The organism is Campylobacter sp. US33a (assembly GCF_004378855.1).
GTDB lineage: Bacteria > Campylobacterota > Campylobacteria > Campylobacterales > Campylobacteraceae > Campylobacter_D.
This window is the reverse complement of record NZ_RYYL01000007.1, coordinates 1-22,087: the sequence shown is the minus strand read 5'-3', so window position 1 is coordinate 22,087 and position 22,087 is coordinate 1. Positions and strand designations below refer to the sequence as shown.

The window sequence follows — 22,087 nt, the reverse complement described above, 5'->3', positions numbered from 1 at the left end:
TATTACATAAAAATTATATTATAAAGTCACTTTTTTGTTATATTTTTAACATCAAACTATAAGGAGAAATTATGGAATTGAATCAAAATCAAAAACAATCTTTATCAAGATTTAGAAATTTTGTTTCTTTTAGAAATAAAATTTCCTTGTTGCTATCTTTGGCTGTATTAATTTGTTATTACGCTTTTATCTTTAGTGTAGGTGCTTTTCCTGATATTTTAGGCTATCGTTTAGGAAGCAGTTCTGTTACTTTAGGTATAGTGTGCGGTATATTTATTATCGCATTGTGTATAATAGTTACAGGATTTTATACTTTCATTGCAAATCAATATTTAGACAAAAATCAAGAAGAGCTTTTAAAAGATTTAGAAAATAACAATCTTACAAAACATCTTCAAAATGGAGAATTAAGCTATACTCAAAAGGAGACTCAATGAAAAAAATAGTAATTATTTTAGGCACTTTATTATCTTTTTGTCAAGCAGCATCTATTGATTTAAATGGGGTAAAAAAAGCCGAGCTTAATCCTATAGCCATTTCAATGTTTGTAGCTTTTGTATTATTTACACTTTTTATTACTTATTATTCTAACAAAAAAAGTCAATCTGCAAGCGGTTTTTACACAGCTGGAGGAAATATCACAGGCGCACAAAATGGCATAGCTATTGCGGGTGATTATATGAGTGCGGCAAGTTTTTTAGGTATCATTGCTCTTATTTTTACCAATGGTTTTGATGGTTTAATTTATTCTATAGGTTTTTTAGTAGGCTGGCCTATCGTTTTATTTTTAATTGCTGAAAAGCTTAGAAATCTTGGAAAATTCACATTTGCTGATATTACCGCTTATAGACTTGATGCCAAACCTATAAGAATTTTATCTGCCGTCTCAGCTTTAAGTGTTATAGTATTTTATTTGATCGCTCAAATGGTAGGGGCGGGACAACTTATACAAGTTCTTTTTGGACTTCCTTATACTTTTGCTGTTGTTTTGGTGGGAATTTTAATCATACTTTATGTTGTTTTTGGCGGTATGCATGCAACAACTTGGGTACAAATCATCAAAGCCATTTTACTTTTAAGCGGTGCAACTTTTATGGCTATAATGGTGCTTTACTTAACTAAATTTGATTTAAAATACTATTTTGAGCTTGCCATATCACATCATGCAAAAGGTGCAAGCATTATGAAACCAGGGACTTTTTTACCTGATACAGTTTCGGCTGTATCTTTGGGACTTGCTTTAATGTTTGGCACAGCAGGTTTGCCTCATATTTTAATGAGATTTTTTACAGTAAAAAATGCTAAAGAAGCTAGAAAATCAGCATTTTATGCAACAACTTTGATAGGATATTTTTATATTTTAACCTTTATTATAGGTTTTGGTGCTATTGCGCTTTTGTTAGGAAATCCGCAATTTACTAACCCAGATGGAAGCTTTAATGGCATAACCAATATGGTTGCTGTATTACTAGCTGAAGTTTTAGGTGGTAGTGTATTTTTAGGCTTTATTTCAGCTGTGGCTTTTGCAACGATTTTAGCTGTTGTTGCAGGACTTACCATTTCAGGAGCTGGAGCGATAAGTCATGATTTATTTGTCAATGTTTGCAAAAATGGAGAATGCGATGCTAAACAAGAACTTAGAGTAACTAAAATAGCTACCATTTGCATAGGAATTTTAGCCATACTTGTAGGGATTATTTTTGAAAATCAAAATGTTGCCTTTACAGTAGGACTTGCTTTTGCTATTGCTGCGAGCGTGAATTTTCCTATACTTTTGCTTTGTCTTTATTGGAAAAATCTTACAACTAAAGGAGCTTTTTGGGGTGGGCTTATTGGGCTTATTGTTGTTGTAGTGCTGGTGCTTTTAAGTCCTAGTATTTGGATAAAAAGTTTTGGCTTTAGCGAGGCAATTTTTCCTTATGATCATCCAGCTTTATTTTCTATGCCTTTAACCTTTATTTTGATTTATATCATTTCTAAATTGGATAAATCTAAGAGGGCTAAGATAGATAAAGAAGGCTTTGAAGCACAAAATTTCAGAGCACAAAGTGGGATTGGCATAAGTGAAGCTGTGGCACATTAAACAAATAGCAAGATTTTCATCTTGCTATTTATGCTTAATTCATATTTAAAAACAAAAATATAAATCACCAAATAAACTCTATATCTATAAAATAATTTTTGTTCTGTGCTATTAAATTCTTATTAAAATACTTGCTAGCAATAATTTATGAATGGTGTCAAGGGGGAGACTTGAACTCCCGACCTCCGGCTTATGAGACCAGCGCTCTAACCAGCTGAGCTACCCTGACAAAATTCTACATATACATAAAATGTAGAAATTTTAAAGGAGTAAAATCGAAATTATACTATTTTTTACTAAAATTTTTCTGATTTTAAAAAATTTTATTTAAAGCTTTTGTTGGATATAATGCAGATTTTATTTTAGACAGGTGTCCGAGCGGTTGAAGGAGCACGCCTGGAACGCGTGTAAAGTGCAAGCTTTCGAGGGTTCGAATCCCTTCCTGTCTGCCATAGATCAAAAATTTTATTATTAAAGTTAATAGTTCTTTAAATTTTCTAAAAGAAAATTTAGGCATAATTACACTTTATTTAAAATTTAATGGGGCATTAGCTCAGCTGGGAGAGCACAACGCTGGCAGCGTTGGGGTCAGCGGTTCGAACCCGCTATGCTCCACCATTATCAACTTTGGTTCCGTAGCTCAGCTGGTAGAGCACCACCTTGACATGGTGGTGGTCGTTGGTTCAAGTCCAATCGGAGCCACCATTTTTTATTTCTTTCAATTTCTCTTATTCAAAGCACAGATTTAAAACTATTTATAAGATTTTTATTGATGATTTTATATAATATATTATAAATAAAAACAAAAGGAAAACATCATGAATCAAAGTCAATTCCAACCCATTATCAACTTCATATGGAGTGTGGCAGATGATTTACTTCGTGATGTTTATGTAAAAGGCAAATACCGCGATATTATTTTACCTATGACGATTATAAGAAGAGTAGATGCAGTTTTAGAACCTACAAAAAATAAAGTTCTCGAAACTTACGACACTTATAAAGATAAATTTGAAAATTTAGATTTTATACTAGGTGGAAAACAAGGAAACAACCTAGGCTTTTCTAATTATTCTAAATTTAGCCTACAAACCCTTCTAAATGATCCAAAAAATATCAGAATAAATTTTGAAAATTATTTGGATTGTTTTAGTGAAAATATCAAAGATATCATCTCAAAATTCAAATTCAAAAACCAACTTGACACCCTAGAAGAATCAAACATACTTTTTGGAGTGATAGAGAGATTTTGCTCACCTAGGGTAAATTTTGGCATAGAAGATATCTTAGATGAAAAAGGAAATGTTATCCACAAAGGCTTAAGCAACCTTGGAATGGGGTATGTTTTTGAAGAACTCATTCGTAAATTTAACGAAGAAAACAACGAAGAAGCCGGAGAGCATTTTACTCCAAGAGAGATCATAGAGCTTATGACCCACCTTGTATTTTTACCCGTAAAAGAACAGATCAAAAAAGGAACATGGCTTATTTATGATAATGCTTGCGGAAGCGGTGGAATGCTCACAGAGTCAAAAGAATTCATCACAGATCCCAATGGCCTTATACAATCAAAAGCAAACATCTATCTTTACGGACAAGAAATCAACCCCGAAACCTACGCCATATGCAAAGCAGATATGCTAATAAAAGGCGAAGATCCAGATCATATAAAATTTGGCTCCACTTTAAGCAATGATCAGCAAGATAAAAAATTTGATTTTATGCTTACTAATCCACCTTATGGTAAGTCTTGGGAAAATGACCAAAAAATTCTAGGCGTAGAAAAGAAAGGCTCAAATTCAACTTGCAATGACCCAAGATTTAGCGTAGGTATCACAAGCAAAAGCGATGGGCAAATGATGTTTTTGCTCAATATGCTTAGCAAGATGAAAACAGATACTCCTTTAGGCTCTCGCATCGCAAGCGTGCATAATGGCTCATCACTTTTCAATTCAGATAGCGGTATGGTAGCCATAAGAAAACACATCATAGAAAAAGACTATCTTGAAGCTATAGTCGCTCTACCTACAAATATGTTTTACAATACAGGAATTCCTACTTTCATATGGATCATCACCAACAAAAAGCCAGAACATAAAAAAGGCAAAGTCCAGCTAATAAATGCTACAAACGAAGAGTATTTTTCTAAGATGAAAAAGTCTTTAGGCTCTAAACAAAATGAAATGACAAAAGAACATATAGAAAAAATCACTAAGTTATTTTTAGAAAATGTTCCTAACAAAGACTGCAAAATTTTTGACAATGAAGACTTTGGCTATATTAAAATCACCATAGAAAAACCAAAAAGTATAGAAGCTTTAAAAGATGATGAAAAATTTGCAAAATTCAAAGATAAAGATAAAATCTTAGAAAAATTACAAGAATTAGAGCAAAACCCACAAGATTTTGAAGATAGAAACGAATTCATAAGCTTTTTAGGTATAAAACTCAAAAAAAGCGAAGAAAACCTCATCATCGATAGTGACAAAACCAACAACACCGAAAAAATTCCACTCAAAACAAACATACAAAGCTACTACGACACAGAAGTAAAACCCTATGTGAAAAATTCTTGGATAGCTTGGGATAGTGCAAGTGTGGGTTATGAAATACTTTTTAACAAATACTTTTATACCTATACTCCACCAAGAAAACTAGAAGAAATAAACAGCGAATTAGAAAAGCTAGAAAAAGAAGTGCAAGATCTTTTAAGAGAGATCATGCAATGAAAAATTTCAAAGATAGCGGTATAGAATGGCTTGGCGAAATTCCGCAGCATTGGGAAATTAAACCATTAAAAGCAGTTTTTAATCAAAGAAATGAACAAAATACAAATTTGAAATTACACACTATTCTTTCTTTAATTAAAGATATCGGTGTAGTTCCTTATGAAGAAAAAGGCAATATAGGTAATAAATCAAAAGAAGATTTGCAAAGCTATAAAATTGCAAGAATTAATGATTTAGTATTAAACAAAATGAATGCCGTAATTGGTTCTTTAGGAGTTTCTGCATATAATGGTTTAGTTAGTCCTATTTATTTGGTTTTTTATATAAATAGTCCAAAATATTTAATGAGTTATTATTCTTACTTATTTCAAATTAAAAATGTACAAAAATTTTTAAAAATATATGCTTATGGTATTATGGAAATTAGAGAAAGTATAGATTATTTAGATTTTAAAAAAATGTCTTTACCTGTCCCACCACTAAAAGAGCAAGAACAAATCGCAAATTCTTTAGATGAAAAATGCGAAAAAATTAAAAATTTCATAGAGAAAAAAGAAAAACTCATCAACCTTTTAAAAGAACAAAAGCAAGCCTTGATAAACGAAACCATCACAAAAGGACTTGATAAAAATGTAAATTTCAAAGATAGTGGCATAGAATATCTTGGCGAAATTCCACAGCATTGGGAAATAAGAAAGTTAAAATATCTAGCTACTATTTATAATGGCAGAGATCAATCATATATTACTTCTGATGACGGTATTTTTCCAATTTATGGATCAGGAGGGATTATCGGTAAAACTCATCAGTTTTTATATGATAAACAATCTGTATTATTAGGAAGAAAGGGAACTATAGATAAACCATTGTTTGTAGAAATTCCATTTTGGACTATTGACACAATGTTTTATACAAAAATTTCATGCTCAACCTATCCAAAATATTTTTATTATCTTTGCTTAACAATAGATTTCAAAACATATATTTCAGGTTCAGCAATTCCTAGTATGACACAAAGTGATCTTATAGAGATTATTTTTCCTTTTGCTCCATTAAAAGAACAAGAGCAAATCGCAAATTTCTTAGATAAAAAATGCGAAAAAATAGATTTATTGATAGAAAAAACCGAAAAACAAATAAAACTCATAAAAGAATACAAAACCACACTCATAAACCAAGCCATATGCGGTAGAATTAGTTTATAAAAGGAGAAAAGATGATTACCAAAATTTCTATGAAAAATGTAGCAAGCTATAAAGATGAAACAACTCTAGAGACAAATAAACGCATTAATTTGATTTATGGTTTAAATGGAGCAGGAAAAACACAAATTTCTAAATTTTTAGCAAATCAAGAAGATGAAAACTTTAAAGATTGTAAAATAGAAGGCTTAAGTAATGAACAACAAATTTTAGTTTATAATCAAGATTTTATTGAAAAAAACTTTTATGATACAGACAAACAGCAAGGAATTTTTACACTATCTGAAGAAAATACAAGTATAAAACAAGAAATTGAAAATTTACAAAAAGAATTAATAGAATTAAAGTCTAACCAAGATGAAAATGAAAGAAAATTAAAAGAAAAACAAGAAGATATAATAAAAATAGAAAATGATTTTAAAGATGATATTTGGAAAATCAAGCAAAATCACAGTGGTAACTTCAAAGATTTTTTTGAAGGAAAAATGGGAAGCAAAGAAAGTTTTCTTAATTTTATAAAATCAAAAATAGGAGAAGTTTTATCTCTTGATACAATAAATCAAAATATAAATTTAGAAGAATTAAAGAAACAATATAACATTCTTACTGATACAACACAAGTTAAATTAGAAAATATCAATGAAATTTCAAATATAGAATTTAAAAATATAGAAGATAACTTAATATTTAATGAAATAATAGTAGGTAATCAAGATAGTATTATCGCAGATTTAATTAATAAGCTAGGAAATGGGGATTGGGTAAAAGATGGTTTTGATAAGTATATTTTGCAAGATTCTCAAACTTGTCCTTTTTGTCAAAGCAATACAATCACTCCAAAATTTAAAAGTGATTTAGAAAATTATTTTGATAAAACATATGAAAATAAAATAAAAGAAATAGAAAAATTAAATGATGAATATCAAAATTTATTTTCAAATATATCAAATATAGAAACTTTTTATAGAAGAGATATTTTAGATAGTAAAGATTTGGAATTTGAAAAATTATATTCTCAAGTAAAATCAAAACTTGAAGAAAATATTAGAAAAATTCAAGAAAAGATTAAAGAACCTAGCAAAAAAATAGAATTAGAAAAAACCGAAGAACTATTTCAAAATTTAAATAATTATCTTAAACAAATACAGCAAAAAATCATAGAATTTAATAATAAATTAGATAATCAAGAAAATGAGAAAGAGAAATTAGAAAAACAATTTTGGGAATTTGCGATTTTTGAGAAAAAAGAAATTATAGAAAAATATAAAAAAGATAAAAATGAAAAAGAAATAAATAAAGAAATTTTAGATAAAGGAAACAAAACTATTAAAGAAAATATACAAAATATAGAAAATACCATAAAAGAAAAACAAAAAGAGGTAATTAATATCCAAGAAGCAGTTGATAGGATAAATAACTATTTGAAAGATTTAGGAATTTTAAGTTTTTGTATCAAAATCCAAGATGATGAAAAACAAGAATACATTATCGTAAGAGAAGGAGAAAATAAACCTAGTTTTAAAACCTTAAGTGAAGGTGAAAAAACTTTAATTTCATTTTTGTATTTTTTACAACTTTGTCAAGGCAAAAAAGAAAAAAATGAAGCAATTTTAGATAAAATTATCGTGATTGATGATCCTATTTCTAGCCTTTCTTTTAATTATGTTTATAATATAGCTCAACTCATTAAAGAAATATTTTTACGCAATAAAGATAGCAACTATAAACAAATTTTTGTTTTAACACACCATTTGTATTTTTTTAAGGAATTAATAGGATTTAAAGAAGATTATAAAAAAGATATTTACACTTTTAGAATTGGAAAAAATGAAAATTATATATCTCATATCGATACAATGAAAGAAGATGAAATTTTAAATGACTATCAAGCTTATTGGCAAATTTTGAAAGATTATAAAGAAGGTAAAATTCATGCTATATTAATTCCTAATACTATGAGAAATATTTTAGAATATTTTATTGGTTTTATCCAAAAAAATAAAATTGATATAATAAAAAACATAGAAAATGAAGATAAAGAAAAGAAATTTGAACCTTTTTGTCGGTATATCAATAGAGAATCTCATTCTTTTATGGGTAATATGTCAGATGCAAAAGAAATTGATATCGATATGTTTTTTGAAGCATTTAAAAAAGTATTTGAATATTTGGGACATCTTGAACATTATGACATAATGATGAAAAAAGGAAACTAACAATGACTAACTACCAAGAGAAAGATTTAGAAAATTTCATAGAATCATATTTGTTAGAAAACCATGCCTATATCAAAAGAACAAATGAAAATTACGATAAAAATTTATGTTTAGATATAGAGCTTTTTGAGAATTTTTTACAAGCTACGCAAAGTGTAGCACTCGAAGAGCTTAAAAAGCGTTGTGGGCAAAACTACAAAAAAGAACTTTTTAATCGTATTTTCTCACAGATCAAAACCAAAGGCATAGTCAAAGTCTTACAAAGCTATGTGGAGATCAAAGGCATTAAAATTTACCTAGCCTTTTCAAAGCCAAACACTAGTGCAAACGAAGAAAGCGTGAAAAAATACGAGCAAAACACCCTTTCTATCATACGCCAGCTTCACTATAGCACGCAAAATAAAAACTCCCTTGATATGGTGATCTTTTTAAATGGCTTACCCCTTATCACCATAGAACTTAAAAATCATTTCACAGGACAAAATGTCTTTCACGCTATAGAGCAATACAAAAAAGACAGAAACCCAAAAGAAGCTATATTTAGCCTTACTATAGTGCATTTTGCACTAGATAATGATCTTTGTTATATGAGTACAAAATTAGATCAAGATGCGACTACATTTTTGCCTTTTAATCTTGGTTTAAACAATGGTAGTGGCAAAATAGGCTTAGCAAATGGATCGGGCAATCCACCAAGTGATGGTATAAAAACAGTGTATTTGTGGGAGAAAATCTTCAAAAAAGATACTTTGCTTAATTTATTTTTTAATTTTGTGCAAGTTATAAAAAAGGAAAACGAAGAAATCATCATCTTTCCTAGATACCATCAATTTGATGTAGTAGAAAAACTACTCGCCCATGCAAAAGAAAACGGCACAGGGCAACGCTACTTAATCCAGCATAGTGCAGGAAGTGGCAAGAGTAATTCTATATCTTGGCTTGCACATAATCTCGTAAGCTTGCATAGACTTGAAAAAAACATCTTTGACTCTATCATCGTAGTAACCGATAGAAAAGTGCTTGATAGGCAAATAAGAGAAAATGTAAAATCTTTTTCACAGAAGACAAAAGACCTAGTCGAAGCCATCACTCATGGAAGCAAACAGCTTAAAAATGCTTTAGAAGAAGGTAAGAAAATCATCATCACAACCATACAAAAATTTCCTTTCATTTTAGATGAGATCAAAACCTTAAAAAGCAAAACTTTTGCTATCATCATCGATGAAGCACACTCTAGCCAAAGCGGAAGCAATGCTCAAAAAATGGCTGAAGTCATAAGAAGTAAAAGCTATGATGAAAGTCAAAATTTAGATGATGAAATTTTAGAAATCATAAAAAATAAAAAACTCCAAAGCAATGCTTCTTATTTTGCATTTACCGCTACACCTAAGCCAAAAACCTTAGAAATGTTTGGTATGCCTTGTGATGTTAATGGAGAGCAAATGTTTATCCCATTTCATCTTTACTCTATGAAACAAGCCATAGAAGAAGGTTTTATACTTGATGTATTAAAAGGCTATACGACTTATAAAAGCTACTATAAAATCATATCTTGCACAAATGACAATCCAAAATACGACAAAAAAAGAGCAAACGCAAAGCTAAAAGCCTATGTGCAAAACAATATAAAAACAATCGAACAAAAATCACAAATCATGTGTGAGCATTTTTTCCAAAATAGCTTTAAAAAGATAAATGGCAAAGCAAAAGCTATGGTTGTAACAAGCTCAAGAGAAAATGCTGTGAAGTATTATCTTGTTTTTAGAGAGTATTTAAGAAAAAATTATCCACATTTTAAAGCTATAGTGGCTTTTTCAAGTGAAGTAAATTTAGAAGGTGAAATTTATAGCGAAAGTGGCTTGAATGGTTTTTCAGAAAATGCTTTAAAAGATGAGTTTAAAAAATATGAGTATCGTTTTTTAATCGTTGCAGAAAAATACCAAACCGGCTTTGATGAGCCATTATTGCATACGATGTATGTAGATAAAGCATTAAGCGGAGTAAGTGCAGTACAAACTCTATCAAGACTAAACCGAACTTGCAAAAACAAAGAAAATACTTTCGTGCTAGATTTTGCAAATACTCATGAAGATATAGCAAAATCTTTTAGTGTATTTTATGAACAAACTTACTTAAGTGAAGCTACAGATGATAATAGAATTTTTGATTTAAAAGCAAATCTAAATGAATATGAAATTTACACCCAAGAAGAAATAGATGATTTTACAAATGCCATTTTAAAAAATGAAAAAGAAAATATTATTCATTCAAAATTAGACACAATGCTAACTAGATTTGATCAAAAAAGTGATAATGAAAAATTAGATTTTTATAGTAAAGCAAGGACTTATCTTAAAGAGTATTCTTTTTTAGCTCAAATATTACCCTATGAAGATATAGAACTTGAAAAGCTTTATATACTACTTAAAAAACTTACTAGTAAGATTATCTTACCTAAACCAGAAGACTTAGCTAAAGGAATTTTAGATAATGTGGATTTTGATAGTTATCGCTTACAACTTGATAAAACACAAGATATCATTTTACAAGGAAATGGAGAGCTAAAACCTTCTTTTGCAGATGGTTCGAGTAAAAGTACTGAAGCTGAATTAGAAGAGCTTTCAAACATCATCAAAGATTTTAACAACAAATACGCAAATATAGACTTTAACGAAAGCGACAAAATAGCTAAAATCTTATATGATATAAAAGATGATATAGCAAAAAATGAAGAAATACGCGAAACTTTTAACAAATCAGGTATGCAAAATTCGCGCATTAGATTTGATGAAATTTTAGAAGACAAAATTCAAGATCTTTTAGATTTAAATTTGGAACTTTTTAAACAATTTACTCAAAACAATGATTTCAAAGACAAAATAGCAAATGTAATGTTTAATATGATTTATAGTGATATAAAAAATAATTCTTTTATCTAAAAAATTAATTTTGAAATATTATTTAAACTCAATCAGACCATTTTTTACTTAACTTCTCATTCTTACATTTGCTGCATGAGTTAAAGCTACGGCTATGGCGTCTGTAATATCTAAAGGCTTAATATCTTTACTAAGCCCTAAAAGTCTTTTTACCATAAAAGCTACTTGCTCTTTTGTTGCTTTTGCTTTTCCTGTAACGGCTTTTTTTACTTGCAAGGGAGTATATTCTGTAAAATCTCCATGAATTTGTAAAATTTTTAAACTCAAAGCTCCACGAAATTGTGCGAGTTTTAAAACGGTTTTTGGATTATAAGCAAAAAAGATATCTTCAATCGCTACCTCATCAAAAGAATGATTTTTAAAAATCAAGTCTAACCCCTCACAAAGTTCTGTGATTTGATACTGCAAAGTGCTAGGCTTTATCTTTATAAGTCCTGCTTCGATTAAAGTATTTTTACCTTTATTAGTTTCTATGATAGCATAACCGCAATTTCTTGAACCTGGATCTATACCTAAAATTTTCAAAATACACCCTTTTTCACAACTGTGAAATTCTTAAAATATAGCTGTGAATTTTAACCATTTTTTATAAAAATTAAGATAAAATCTAAATTTTAGTTTAAAATTATGGGAATAAGATAAAAATGGATATTAATGAAATGCTAGGAGCTTTCAAAAAAGAGATCACTGAAATAGAATACGAAAATTACATCTCTTCTTTAAAATTCAATGATAAATTAAGCAAAGCAGATTGCCTAGTATTTAATGCCCCAAATGAATTAATAGCTAAATTCATACAAACAAAATATGCCGAAAAAATCGCCTATTTATATGAAGTGCAAAGCGGAAATAAAGCCGAAGTGCAAATTCAAGGACTTAACAACAAAGCCCACACAAAAATCAAACTAGACATTGCAAATATCAAAACACAAAGCACGATTTTAAATCCTTCTTTTACTTTTGAAAGTTTTGTTGTTGGGGATTCTAACAAATATGCTTATTCTGCTTGTGTAGCAGTAAGTAACAAAGACAAATTAGGCAAACTTTATAATCCCATTTTCATTTACGGACCTACAGGACTTGGAAAAACACATTTGCTTCAAGCGGTAGGAAATGCTTGTTTGGAATTAGGAAAAAAAGTCATTTATGCCACAAGTGAAAATTTTGTCAATGATTTTACCTCTCATCTTAGCAATAAAACTATGGAAAAATTTCACGAAAAATACCGAAACTGTGATGTTTTACTCATTGATGATGTGCAATTTTTAGGAAAAACAGATAAAATTCAAGAAGAATTTTTCTTCACTTTCAATACCATTAAAGAAAAATTCGGTCAAATCATAATGACAAGTGATAATCCACCCAATATGCTAAAAGGCATAACAGAACGTTTAAAAAGCCGTTTTGCTAATGGTATTATGGCAGATATCACTCCGCCTCAACTTGATACAAAAATCGCTATCATACGCAAAAAATGTGAATTTAACGGCATTGATTTAGATCAAGAAGTGATTAATTATATAGCCACTTCAATGGGTGATAATATCAGAGAAATCGAAGCGATGATAACAAATTTGCACGCTTATTCAAGGCTAATTGGGCAAAATATTAACCTTGACATTGCAAAAATGATGATGAAAGATCACATAAAAGAAAGAAAAGAAAACATTTCAATCGAAGATATTTTCTCAATGGTTTGTAAAGAATTAAATATCAAACTTAGTGATATTAAATCCAATAAAAAAACCCAAAATATTGTCCTTGCTAGAAGAGTAGTGATTTATTTAGCACGCGAACTTACAACGATGTCAATGCCTCAACTTGCTAAATTTTTTGATATGAAAGATCACACAGCAATTTCACATAATGTGAAAAAAATCAATGAAATTATTGAAAATGATTTAGAATTAAAAAATAAAATAGAAGAATTAAAAAATAAAATTCTAGTTAAAACTAAGGTTTAAATGTGAAAAAATGTGAAAAAACTAAAAAATATTTTCAACATAAAAATAAAGAAAAAACAGTCACTGAAAACACTTTTTCACATTTTCAACAAGCTTATTATTATGATGAAAATAAATTTAAATTCACAAGGAGAAAATTATGAAACTTAGCATCAACAAAAACACCCTTGAATCTGCCATAGCTTTATGTAACGCTTACACAGATAAAAAAGATTCAAGTTCTATTACCTCTCATCTACTTTTTGAAGCACAAGGAGATAAACTTACAATCAAAGCAAATGATTATGAAATAGGCTTAAACTATAAAATTAAAAAAATTCAAATTGAAAGCTCTGGTTATGCAACAGTTAATAGCAAAAGCATTGCTGATGTGATTAAAAGTTTAAATAACGAAGATGTTGTTTTAGAAACCATTGATAATTCTTTATTTATCAGACAAAAAAGTACAAAATACAAACTTCCTATGTTTAAATATGAAGATTTCCCATCTTTTCCAGAAATAGAAGGAAAAAATAAATTTGACATTGATTCTAGCGACTTAAGCCGTTCATTAAAGAAAATTTTACCAGCTATCGATACAAATAACCCAAAATATTCTTTAAACGGAGCTTTTCTAGACATTAAAACAGATAAAATTAATTTCGTTGGAACAGATACAAAAAGACTAGCAATTTTTACATTAGATAAAACAAATGATAAAGAATTTTCTTTCAGTATCCCTAAAAAAGCCATTATAGAAATGCAAAAACTTTTCTATGAAAAAATTGAAATTTATTATGATGAAAATATGCTTATTGCTAAAAATGATAATTTTGAATTCTTCACAAAACTCATTAACGATAAATTTCCTGATTATGAAAAAGTAGTTCCAAAACAAATCACCAAAGAATTTACCTTTAAAACTGAAGATTTTATTGATTCTTTAAAAAGAATTAATGTTGTAGCTGAAAAAATGAAACTTCATTTTAATAAAAACAAACTCATTTTTGAAGGTATTAGCCTTGATAATGTTGAAGCAAAAACAGAATTAGAACTTGAACTTGATATAGAAGATAACTTTGATCTTAGTATTAAAATCAAATATCTAATTGATTTCTTAAATTCCATAGAAAGTGAAGAATTTAAAATAAGCATTAATGAGCCAAATTTGGCTTTTATAGTAAGTTCAGCTGAACTTCAAACTGTAATTATGCCAGTAATTTTATAAGGATAATAAATGCAAGAAAATCAAAACTATGGTGCTGGAAATATTAAAGTCTTAAAAGGCTTAGAAGCTGTTAGAAAACGCCCAGGTATGTATATAGGAGATACAAACATAGGCGGACTTCATCATATGATTTATGAAGTAGTGGATAATTCTATCGATGAGGCTATGGCTGGGTATTGTGATACTATCGATATAGAAATTACTACTGAAGGAAGTTGTATAGTAAGTGATAATGGTCGTGGTATTCCTGTGGGTATGCACCCTACTGAAAATATGCCAACACTAACCGTTGTTCTAACTGTGCTTCATGCAGGTGGAAAATTTGATAAAGATACTTATAAAGTTTCTGGTGGTTTACACGGTGTGGGTGTTTCAGTTGTAAATGCACTTTCTAAAAAACTTGTTGCGACTGTGCAAAGAGATGGAGAAATTTATCGCCAAGAATTTTCAGAAGGTAGAGTAACAAGTGAATTTGGTGTTATAGGAAACAGTAAAAAAACAGGAACAACTATAGAATTTTGGCCTGATGATAAAATTTTTGAAGTTACAGAGTTTGATTATGAAATTTTAGCTAAACGCTTTCGTGAACTTGCATATTTAAATCCAAAAATCACTATAAATTTTAAAGATAATCGCGTAGGTAAAAAAGAAAGTTTTCATTTCGAAGGTGGAATTTCACAATTTGTAGTTGATTTAAATAAAAAAGAAGCTTTAACAAAACCTATATTTTTTAGTGTAGATGAAGAAGATGTAAATGTGGAAATAGCTTTACTTTATAATGATACTTATAGTGAAAATTTGCTTTCTTTTGTTAATAATATTAAAACTCCAGATGGTGGAACACATGAAGCTGGTTTTAGAATGGGCTTAACAAGGGTAATTAGCAATTATATAGAAGCAAATGCTAATGCTAGAGAAAAAGACTCTAAAATTACTGGTGATGATGTACGTGAAGGACTTATCGCAATAGTAAGTGTAAAAGTACCTGAGCCACAATTTGAAGGACAGACTAAAGGAAAATTAGGCTCAAGCTATGTGCGTCCCATAGTTTCAAAAGCAAGTTTTGAATACTTGACTAAATATTTTGAAGAAAATCCTATTGAAGCAAAAGCCATTATGAATAAAGCTTTAATGGCAGCTCGTGGTAGAGAAGCAGCAAAAAAAGCAAGAGAATTAACGCGTAAAAAAGAAAGTTTAAGCGTTGGAACTTTACCTGGAAAATTGGCTGATTGTCAAAGCAAAGATCCAAGTGAAAGTGAAATTTATCTTGTAGAAGGAGATTCTGCAGGGGGTTCTGCAAAACAAGGTAGAGAAAGATTTTTTCAAGCTATTTTGCCTTTGCGTGGTAAAATTTTAAATGTTGAAAAAGCAAGACTAGATAAGATTTTAAAATCTGAACAAATTCAAAATATGATTACTGCTTTTGGTTGTGGTATAGGAGATGAATTTGATATTTCAAAATTAAGATACCATAAAATCATCATTATGACAGATGCTGATGTAGATGGCTCTCATATACAAACCTTACTTTTAACTTTCTTCTTCCGTTTTATGAATGATCTTGTAGCTAACGGACATATTTATCTAGCACAACCGCCACTTTACCGTTATAAAAAAGGTGAAAAAAGAGAAATTTATCTTAAAGATGAAAAAGCTTTGAATGATTATTTAATCGAAACAGGCATTGAAAGCTCTAATAATTATGAAGGAATTGGCTTAAATGATTTAAAAGATTTATTAAAAATAGCTGCAGCATATCGCTCGGTTTTAAATGATCTTAAAAAGCGTTTTAATGTGATTTCTGTGATTAGATATTTGATAGAAAATCCTGATTTTATCAAAGAAAATAACGAAGAACTTTTTAAAATCGTAAAAGCCTTTTTAGAAAAAGAAGGACATAATATCTTAAATCATTATATCAACGACAATGAAATTCGCGTTTATGTGCAAACTGAAAATGGTTTAGAAGAGCTTATTATCAATGATGATTTATTTTCTCATCCACTTTATGAAGAAGCAAGTTATATTTTTAATAAAATAAAAGATCGTGACTTAGCAACCGATAAAGATATTTTAGATATTTTAAGCGAAGTAGAAACTAATGCAAAAAAAGGTGCTTATATCCAACGCTATAAAGGTTTGGGTGAAATGAATCCTGAACAACTTTGGGAAACGACTATGGATCCAAGTGTGAGAAGACTTTTAAAAATTACTATTGAAGATGCACAGAGTGCTAATGATACTTTTAATCTTTTCATGGGCGATGAGGTTGAACCAAGACGCGATTATATTCAAGCACATGCTAAAGATGTGAAGCATTTGGATGTGTAAATAATAAGTTTGAAATTTTGAATTTCAAACTTATTTAAAGGGTTAAATTTATCTTAAAAGAAAAAATACTGCCTTGATTAGGAATGGATTTTATATTTAAATGGCTTTGGTGAAGTGAAAGTATTTTTTTAACTAAAAACAATCCTAAACCAAAAGAATTGTTAGTTTTATTATTAATTTTATAAAATTTTTTTGTAATAGATTTTATATGTTTTGCTTCTATGCCTATACCTTTGTCTTCAATTGTAAATTCTTTATCATATACTTTTATAATTATCTCATTTTTGCTATATTTTAAGGCGTTTGAAATTAAATTTATAATTACTTGCTCGATTAAAAATAAATCTGCCTTAATTAAGGTGGTTTCTCCATAAATTTTAATTCTTTCTTCATTAAAAGAATTTGCAAGTTCTTTCGAAATTTCAAATAAATCAAAAATTTCTAAATTCAAAGAATTAGAATTTAAATTAAAAACCAAATTTAATTTATGTGTTAAATTATTTATTTTAAAACTTTGTTTTTGAATTTTATGCAGTAAAAATTCCTTAGTTTTTTCATCATTTTCATTTTTTAAACTTTCTAAACTTATATTAATCACACTAAGTGGGTTTTTTAGTTCGTGAGAAATTGTACTTATGATATTGTTTAATTGTGAATTTTTCATTTTAATTTTTTTGGCTTGTTTTTTTGCTCTTATATCTTGTTTTAAATACAATTCTTTTATTTTTAGTATTTTGGAATTTAAAAAATTTAAATCCTTAAAAAAGGTTTTTTTAAATACAAAATCACTTTCATTGTTTATATTTTTAATGAAAAATAATAAATCCTTAAAATACCACTTAAAGATGTAAAAAATAAAAATGGCAATTAAAGCTAAAATTATTATAAAAAGAATAAAAATAAAAGCATTATTAATCCAATAATATTTTATTTGATTGCTTAGCTTTGGATAGACTATAATAATGTATTGATATTTTTCAAATTCATAGGCTTTATAAAAAATTTCTTTTTTTTCTAAAAAATCATTTGTTGTATTATAATCAAATTTATTTTTGAAAAAATCAAAATTTTGTAGAGAAGAAAATATTTTCCCATCTTTCTTAATTACAAAATCCGCTCTAGTTTGTGAAGCAAAATTTTTTATATTTTTTTCATTTAAATTTTGAAGAATTGAAAACCTTAAAACATCATCTAAACTTTTTAATTTTTGCTCATAAGTGTTTTTGATGATATTATTAATATAACTTTCATTAATAAAATAAAAAATACTTGTAAAACCAAGACAGATGATTAAAAAAAGATAAAAAAAGAAAGTTTTTATTTTTAACATAATTTATAGCCAACTGATCTTATGGAAATAATTTTTTCTTTAAGAGCTGGAATTTTTTGCTTTAATCTTAAAATAGCAGTATTGATGGTTTTATCGCCCGTGGTGTCATTTTTCCATACTTGTTCGCTTAAAAATTGTCTACTTAAAAGTTGATTTTTGTATGTGAAAAAGCATTTTAAAAGCTCGATATCAAGTGTGGTGAGATTGGGTATTTTTTCATCTTTGAATTTTAGAATTCTTTCATCTATGTTTAAAACAAAGTTCTCAAAAATTAAAATTTCTTTTTTTGTATTTCTTTTGGTTATTGCTTTGATTCTAAATAATAACTCATTGAAATTAAAAGGCTTGCAAATATAATCATCACAACCCTCTTCAAAGCCATCTAAAATATCTTTTTGCAAGGTTTTAGCGCTTAAGAAAATCACCGCTTCATCGTAGCCATTTGTTCTTAGTTTTTTTATCAGTTCTACGCTGTCTCCACTCGGTAAATTTCTATCCATGATGATTAAATCAATTTCGTTATTGTCTAAGAAATTTTCTAAGTCAAAAATATCAAAAAAACTATAGATTTTATATTTTTCTTGACTTAATTTAAGACTGATTAATTCATTTAAATCTTTATCATCTTCGATTAAAACTATATTTAACATGGCAGGAATTATAACAAAATTTTTGCAAATTCAAATTTTGAAATATTTTTATTGCAAGATAAAATTATTTTTAATGATTAGCAAAATTAATACAAAATAGAGCAATGCGTAGTATTGGGCTGGGAAGTCTTTAAGGGGTTAAAAGGGCGAAAGCTCTTTTGTAGCAAAGTGGAATTTATTTCCGCTACGAAGTCAAAAATGTATCCAAAATGTTTCCAAGTTTTTTTACACTTCCATTACTTTTTTTAAAAGTAAGGAGAAAATATGAAAAAAATTCTAGCTTTGAGTGTGGCAAGTTGTGCGTTTTTTAGTGTTTTGAATGCTGTAGATTTAAAAATCGCAGGTAGCTCAACCGTGTATCCTTTTACTTCTTTTGTTGCTGAAGAATATGCAGCAATTAATAATGCCAAAACCCCTATTGTGGAAAGTTTAGGCACAGGAGGTGGGTTTAAGGTATTTTGCGAAGGAATTACTGATATTTCTAATGCTTCAAGACCTATAAAATCAAGTGAGTTTGAAGCTTGTCAAAAAGCAGGAATTACTGACATAGTAGGCATCATGATAGGTTATGATGGTATAGTTTTAGCACAAAATAAAGCTAATGCGCCTTTAAATATCACAATGAAAGAGCTTTTTTTAGCATTAGCTAAAGAAGTGCCTCAAGATGGCAAACTTATACCAAATCCTTACACAAACTGGCAACAAATCAATAAAAATTTACCAAATCGTAAAATCACTATCTATGGCCCTCCATCAAGTTCAGGCACGAGAGATACCATAGAAGAGCTTGTAATGAGCGAAGTTTCTAAAAAAATTCCAGAATACAAAGGCGCTTATAAAACCATCCGTCAAGACTCAGCTTTCATACCAAGTGGGGAAAATGATAATTTAATTGTTTCAAAATTAAGTGTTGATAAAGATGCTTTTGGGCTTTTTGGATACGGCTTTTTAGCAAGTAATGAAGATAAAATCAACGCCGCAACAATCGATAACATAGAAGCAAATGCAAAAAATATCATGGAAGGTAAATATGAACTTGCAAGAAGTTTGTATATTTATATCAATGCTAAGAAAAATCCAAAAGAAAGTTTTGAGTTTGCAAAAATTTATATGAGTGATGATTTAGCAAAAAGTGGTGGCGAACTTGAAAAAATAGGACTTGTTCCTTTAAGTGAGACTAATTTAAAAGCTACACAAAAACATATAGAAGATAGAAAAATCTTAAATGAAGAGCTTGTAAAAGCTGGAAAAGTTTTTTAAGGAAAAGCTTTGTTAAAAGAAAAAATCATTAAATTTGCGCTTTTCTTATGTGCTTTTGTAAGTGTGATAGTAAGTTTTGCTATCATGCTTACGATTTTAATTGAAGCTTTGAAATTCTTTCAAAAAGAAAGTGTAATCACTTTTTTATTTTCAAGCGAGTGGGCAGCAGATGCAGCGTTTATGAGTGCTGATGGCACAAGTAAACAAGGTGTTTTTGGTGCACTTTCCTTATTTTGGGGTACTTTTTATATTTCCTTAATCGCTATGTTAACCGCCTTACCTTTAGGTGTAATGTGTGCTTTATATTTGGGCGTTTTTGCAGGCAAAAAATCTAAAAATTACTTAAAACCTATTTTAGAAATCATTGCAGGAATTCCAACTGTTGTTTTTGGATTTTTTGCCGCTATAGTTGTAGCACCTTTTATCGTGTGGTTTTTTGCACTTTTTGGCATTAATGCGAGTTTTCAAAGTGCTTTGGGAGCCGGATTTATCATGGGTATTATGATAGTGCCTATTGTGGCTTCTTTGTCGCAAGATTGCATTGAAGCAGTAAGCGAAAAAAGAATAAACGCCGCTTTAGCCTTAGGAATGACAAAAAAAGAAGTGGTTTTTGCTGTGATTTTACCTGAAGCCATACCGGGTATAGTAGCAGCTTGTCTTTTGGGGCTTTCAAGAGCTTTGGGTGAAACCATGATAGTGGTAATGGCAGCTTCTTTGCGTCCAAATTTAACTATGAATTTCTTAGAAGATATGACAACGGTTACGGTTAAAATCGTTGAAGCATTAAGCGGAGATCAAGCTTTTGATAGTTCTTTAGCTTTAAGTGCCTTTTCTTTAGGTTTAGTGCTTTTCATCATCACTTTAATCATCAATATGTTTAGCGTTTATCTCATTAATCGCTTTCATAAAAGGAAAAATTTATGAAAAAACTTTTCAAAAAAAGACAAAAGGCTTCAAAATCTTTTAAAAGACTTTGCAAAATGGGGCTTTATATTAATTTAATTTTTCTTTGTATTTTTTTAGGTAGTGTAGCCTATCTTGGAGTAGGGGCTTTTAAGCAAACTTATATTTTTGTAGAACCTGATAGAAATTCGCCTTCTTATGAGCTTTTATCGCGTGCAGAACAAAGAAAAATTAGAACAGGACAAGTAAGCGAAAAATCTTGGCTTTTGGCAAATTCAGAAGTAGATCAATATATGAAAGAAAATTATAATCGTTTGAGCGAAGAGCAAAGAATTTTAGTAGATAAATTAACACAAAATGGCGAAATAAAGCTTCAGTTTAATACTAATTTCTTTTTAAATGGAGATTCTAAGTCGCCTGAAAGTGCTGGAATTTTATCTTCTATCATAGGGACTTTGCTTGTAATGCTTGTTTGCATGGCAGTAAGTGTGCCTATTGGAATTGGGGCAGCGATTTACTTAGAAGAATTTGCACCGCAAAATATATTTACTCATTTTATAGAAGTTTGTATTAATAATTTAGCTAGTATTCCTAGTATTTTATTTGGGCTTTTAGGACTTGGAGTGTTTATTAATCTTTTTGGAATGCCTAGATCAAGTGCTTTGGTAGGTGGTCTTACTTTGGCGATTATGAGTTTGCCTATTATCATTGTTTCTACTAAGGCGGCTTTAAAAAGTGTGGATATAAATATGAAAAACGCGGCTTATGCTTTGGGTATGACTAAAGTGCAAATGGTAAAAGGCATAATGCTACCTTTGGCTATGCCTATGATTTTAACAGGATCTATTTTAACTCTAGCACAAGCTATCGGTGAGACTGCACCTTTGATGATTATCGGTATGATAGCTTTTATTCCAGATGCGGCAAATTCGGTTTTTGATGCAACAAGTGTACTGCCTGCTCAAATTTATTCATGGTCGGCTATGCCAGAACGCGCATTTTTAGAAAAAACAGCAGCGGGTATTATTGTGCTTTTGGGACTTTTAGTGATACTAAATCTTAGCGCGATACTTTTAAGAAAGTATTTTCAAGGAAGATTAAAATGATAGCAAAAACAACAAATTTAAATTTATTTTATGGCAAAAAACAAGCTTTATTTGATATCAATATGCAAATAGCAAAAAATAAAATTACCGCATTAATCGGTGCTTCAGGGTGTGGGAAATCAACATTTTTGCGTTGTTTTAATCGTATGAATGATAAAATCGCAAAA

General features: G+C 29.2%; 17 protein-coding genes and 4 tRNA genes. 17 read left to right on the top strand and 4 right to left on the bottom strand.

The window, feature by feature from the left end:
- Positions 1-71: 71 nt before the first annotated feature.
- Together ELQ16_RS06340 and ELQ16_RS06335 are read left to right on the top strand one after the other, a co-directional pair.
- The gene (locus ELQ16_RS06340; RefSeq protein WP_134238717.1) at positions 72-437 is read left to right on the top strand and encodes a DUF485 domain-containing protein; all 366 of its coding nucleotides are present in this window, start codon (positions 72-74) and stop codon (positions 435-437) included.
- Entirely contained in the window at positions 434-2,083 is a 1,650-nt protein-coding gene (locus ELQ16_RS06335; protein WP_134238716.1) for a cation acetate symporter, read from the top strand. The genes ELQ16_RS06340 and ELQ16_RS06335 overlap by 4 nt, the downstream gene beginning before the upstream one ends.
- Positions 2,084-2,235: 152 nt before the next feature.
- Here ELQ16_RS06335 and ELQ16_RS06330 read toward each other — a convergent pair.
- A tRNA-Met gene (locus tag ELQ16_RS06330) sits at positions 2,236-2,312 on the bottom strand.
- A gap of 135 nt (positions 2,313-2,447) precedes the next feature.
- On the opposite strand from ELQ16_RS06330, the gene ELQ16_RS06325 reads away from it, so the two are divergent.
- The 7 genes from ELQ16_RS06325 (at position 2,448) to ELQ16_RS06295 (ending at position 11,169) form a co-directional block, all read left to right on the top strand.
- Positions 2,448-2,535: transfer RNA gene (locus ELQ16_RS06325), tRNA-Ser, on the top strand.
- A gap of 90 nt (positions 2,536-2,625) precedes the next feature.
- Positions 2,626-2,701, top strand: a tRNA-Ala gene (locus ELQ16_RS06320).
- An 11-nt stretch (positions 2,702-2,712) separates the two neighbouring features.
- A tRNA-Val gene (locus tag ELQ16_RS06315) sits at positions 2,713-2,788 on the top strand.
- 113 nt (positions 2,789-2,901) lie between these two features.
- Complete coding sequence (locus tag ELQ16_RS06310) at positions 2,902-4,812, top strand: class I SAM-dependent DNA methyltransferase (protein ID WP_134238715.1); 1,911 nt, start codon at positions 2,902-2,904, stop codon at positions 4,810-4,812.
- Positions 4,809-6,017: a restriction endonuclease subunit S gene (locus tag ELQ16_RS06305; protein ID WP_134238714.1), complete on the top strand. Its 1,209-nt coding sequence runs from the start codon at positions 4,809-4,811 to the stop codon at positions 6,015-6,017. The genes ELQ16_RS06310 and ELQ16_RS06305 overlap by 4 nt, the downstream gene beginning before the upstream one ends.
- Positions 6,018-6,028: 11 nt before the next feature.
- A complete protein-coding gene (locus ELQ16_RS06300; RefSeq protein ID WP_134238713.1) occupies positions 6,029-8,230 on the top strand; it encodes an AAA family ATPase in 2,202 nt (733 codons plus the stop codon).
- Between the two features lie 2 nt (positions 8,231-8,232).
- Positions 8,233-11,169, top strand: coding sequence for a type I restriction endonuclease subunit R (locus ELQ16_RS06295; protein WP_134238712.1), 2,937 nt, complete (start codon positions 8,233-8,235; stop codon positions 11,167-11,169).
- 48 nt (positions 11,170-11,217) lie between these two features.
- Here the strand turns inward: ELQ16_RS06295 and ruvC are convergent, their stop codons facing one another.
- Positions 11,218-11,694 (bottom strand): crossover junction endodeoxyribonuclease RuvC, encoded by a 477-nt coding sequence (ruvC, locus tag ELQ16_RS06290; RefSeq protein WP_134238711.1) that lies wholly within the window; start codon positions 11,692-11,694, stop codon positions 11,218-11,220.
- A gap of 119 nt (positions 11,695-11,813) precedes the next feature.
- Here ruvC and dnaA point away from each other — a divergent pair, with 119 nt between their 5' ends.
- From dnaA to gyrB, 4 genes are read left to right on the top strand one after another with little or no spacing between them, the layout of a single operon-like run.
- Positions 11,814-13,133, top strand: a complete 1,320-nt coding sequence (gene dnaA / locus ELQ16_RS06285; protein WP_134238710.1) for a chromosomal replication initiator protein DnaA — start codon at positions 11,814-11,816, stop codon at positions 13,131-13,133.
- Between the two features lie 2 nt (positions 13,134-13,135).
- A complete protein-coding gene (locus ELQ16_RS10015) occupies positions 13,136-13,276 on the top strand; it encodes a hypothetical protein (protein WP_166739665.1) in 141 nt (46 codons plus the stop codon).
- On the top strand, positions 13,273-14,340 hold the full coding sequence (gene dnaN / locus ELQ16_RS06280) for a DNA polymerase III subunit beta (RefSeq protein ID WP_134238709.1): 1,068 nt from the start codon (positions 13,273-13,275) through the stop codon (positions 14,338-14,340). Before ELQ16_RS10015 ends, dnaN begins: the two co-directional genes overlap by 4 nt.
- A 9-nt stretch (positions 14,341-14,349) precedes the next feature.
- Positions 14,350-16,671 (top strand): DNA topoisomerase (ATP-hydrolyzing) subunit B, encoded by a 2,322-nt coding sequence (gene gyrB, locus ELQ16_RS06275; protein WP_134238708.1) that lies wholly within the window; start codon positions 14,350-14,352, stop codon positions 16,669-16,671.
- A gap of 34 nt (positions 16,672-16,705) precedes the next feature.
- Here the strand turns inward: gyrB and ELQ16_RS06270 are convergent, their stop codons facing one another.
- Positions 16,706-18,001: a sensor histidine kinase KdpD gene (locus tag ELQ16_RS06270; RefSeq protein WP_134238707.1), complete on the bottom strand. Its 1,296-nt coding sequence runs from the start codon at positions 17,999-18,001 to the stop codon at positions 16,706-16,708.
- Complete coding sequence (locus tag ELQ16_RS06265; RefSeq protein WP_134238706.1) at positions 17,995-18,651, bottom strand: response regulator transcription factor; 657 nt, start codon at positions 18,649-18,651, stop codon at positions 17,995-17,997. Before ELQ16_RS06265 ends, ELQ16_RS06270 begins: the two co-directional genes overlap by 7 nt.
- A gap of 264 nt (positions 18,652-18,915) precedes the next feature.
- On the opposite strand from ELQ16_RS06265, the gene ELQ16_RS06260 reads away from it, so the two are divergent.
- The 4 genes from ELQ16_RS06260 to ELQ16_RS06245 all read left to right on the top strand — a co-directional run.
- Entirely contained in the window at positions 18,916-19,911 is a 996-nt protein-coding gene (locus ELQ16_RS06260) for a substrate-binding domain-containing protein (protein ID WP_134238705.1), read from the top strand.
- Positions 19,912-19,920: 9 nt separating this feature from the next.
- Positions 19,921-20,835: a phosphate ABC transporter permease subunit PstC gene (gene pstC / locus ELQ16_RS06255; RefSeq protein WP_134238704.1), complete on the top strand. Its 915-nt coding sequence runs from the start codon at positions 19,921-19,923 to the stop codon at positions 20,833-20,835.
- Entirely contained in the window at positions 20,832-21,920 is a 1,089-nt protein-coding gene (pstA, locus tag ELQ16_RS06250; protein ID WP_134238703.1) for a phosphate ABC transporter permease PstA, read from the top strand. Before pstC ends, pstA begins: the two co-directional genes overlap by 4 nt.
- Positions 21,917-22,087: ATP-binding cassette domain-containing protein (locus ELQ16_RS06245; RefSeq protein ID WP_134238702.1), on the top strand; the 171-nt coding region annotated here is incomplete at its 3' end. The genes pstA and ELQ16_RS06245, both read left to right, overlap by 4 nt.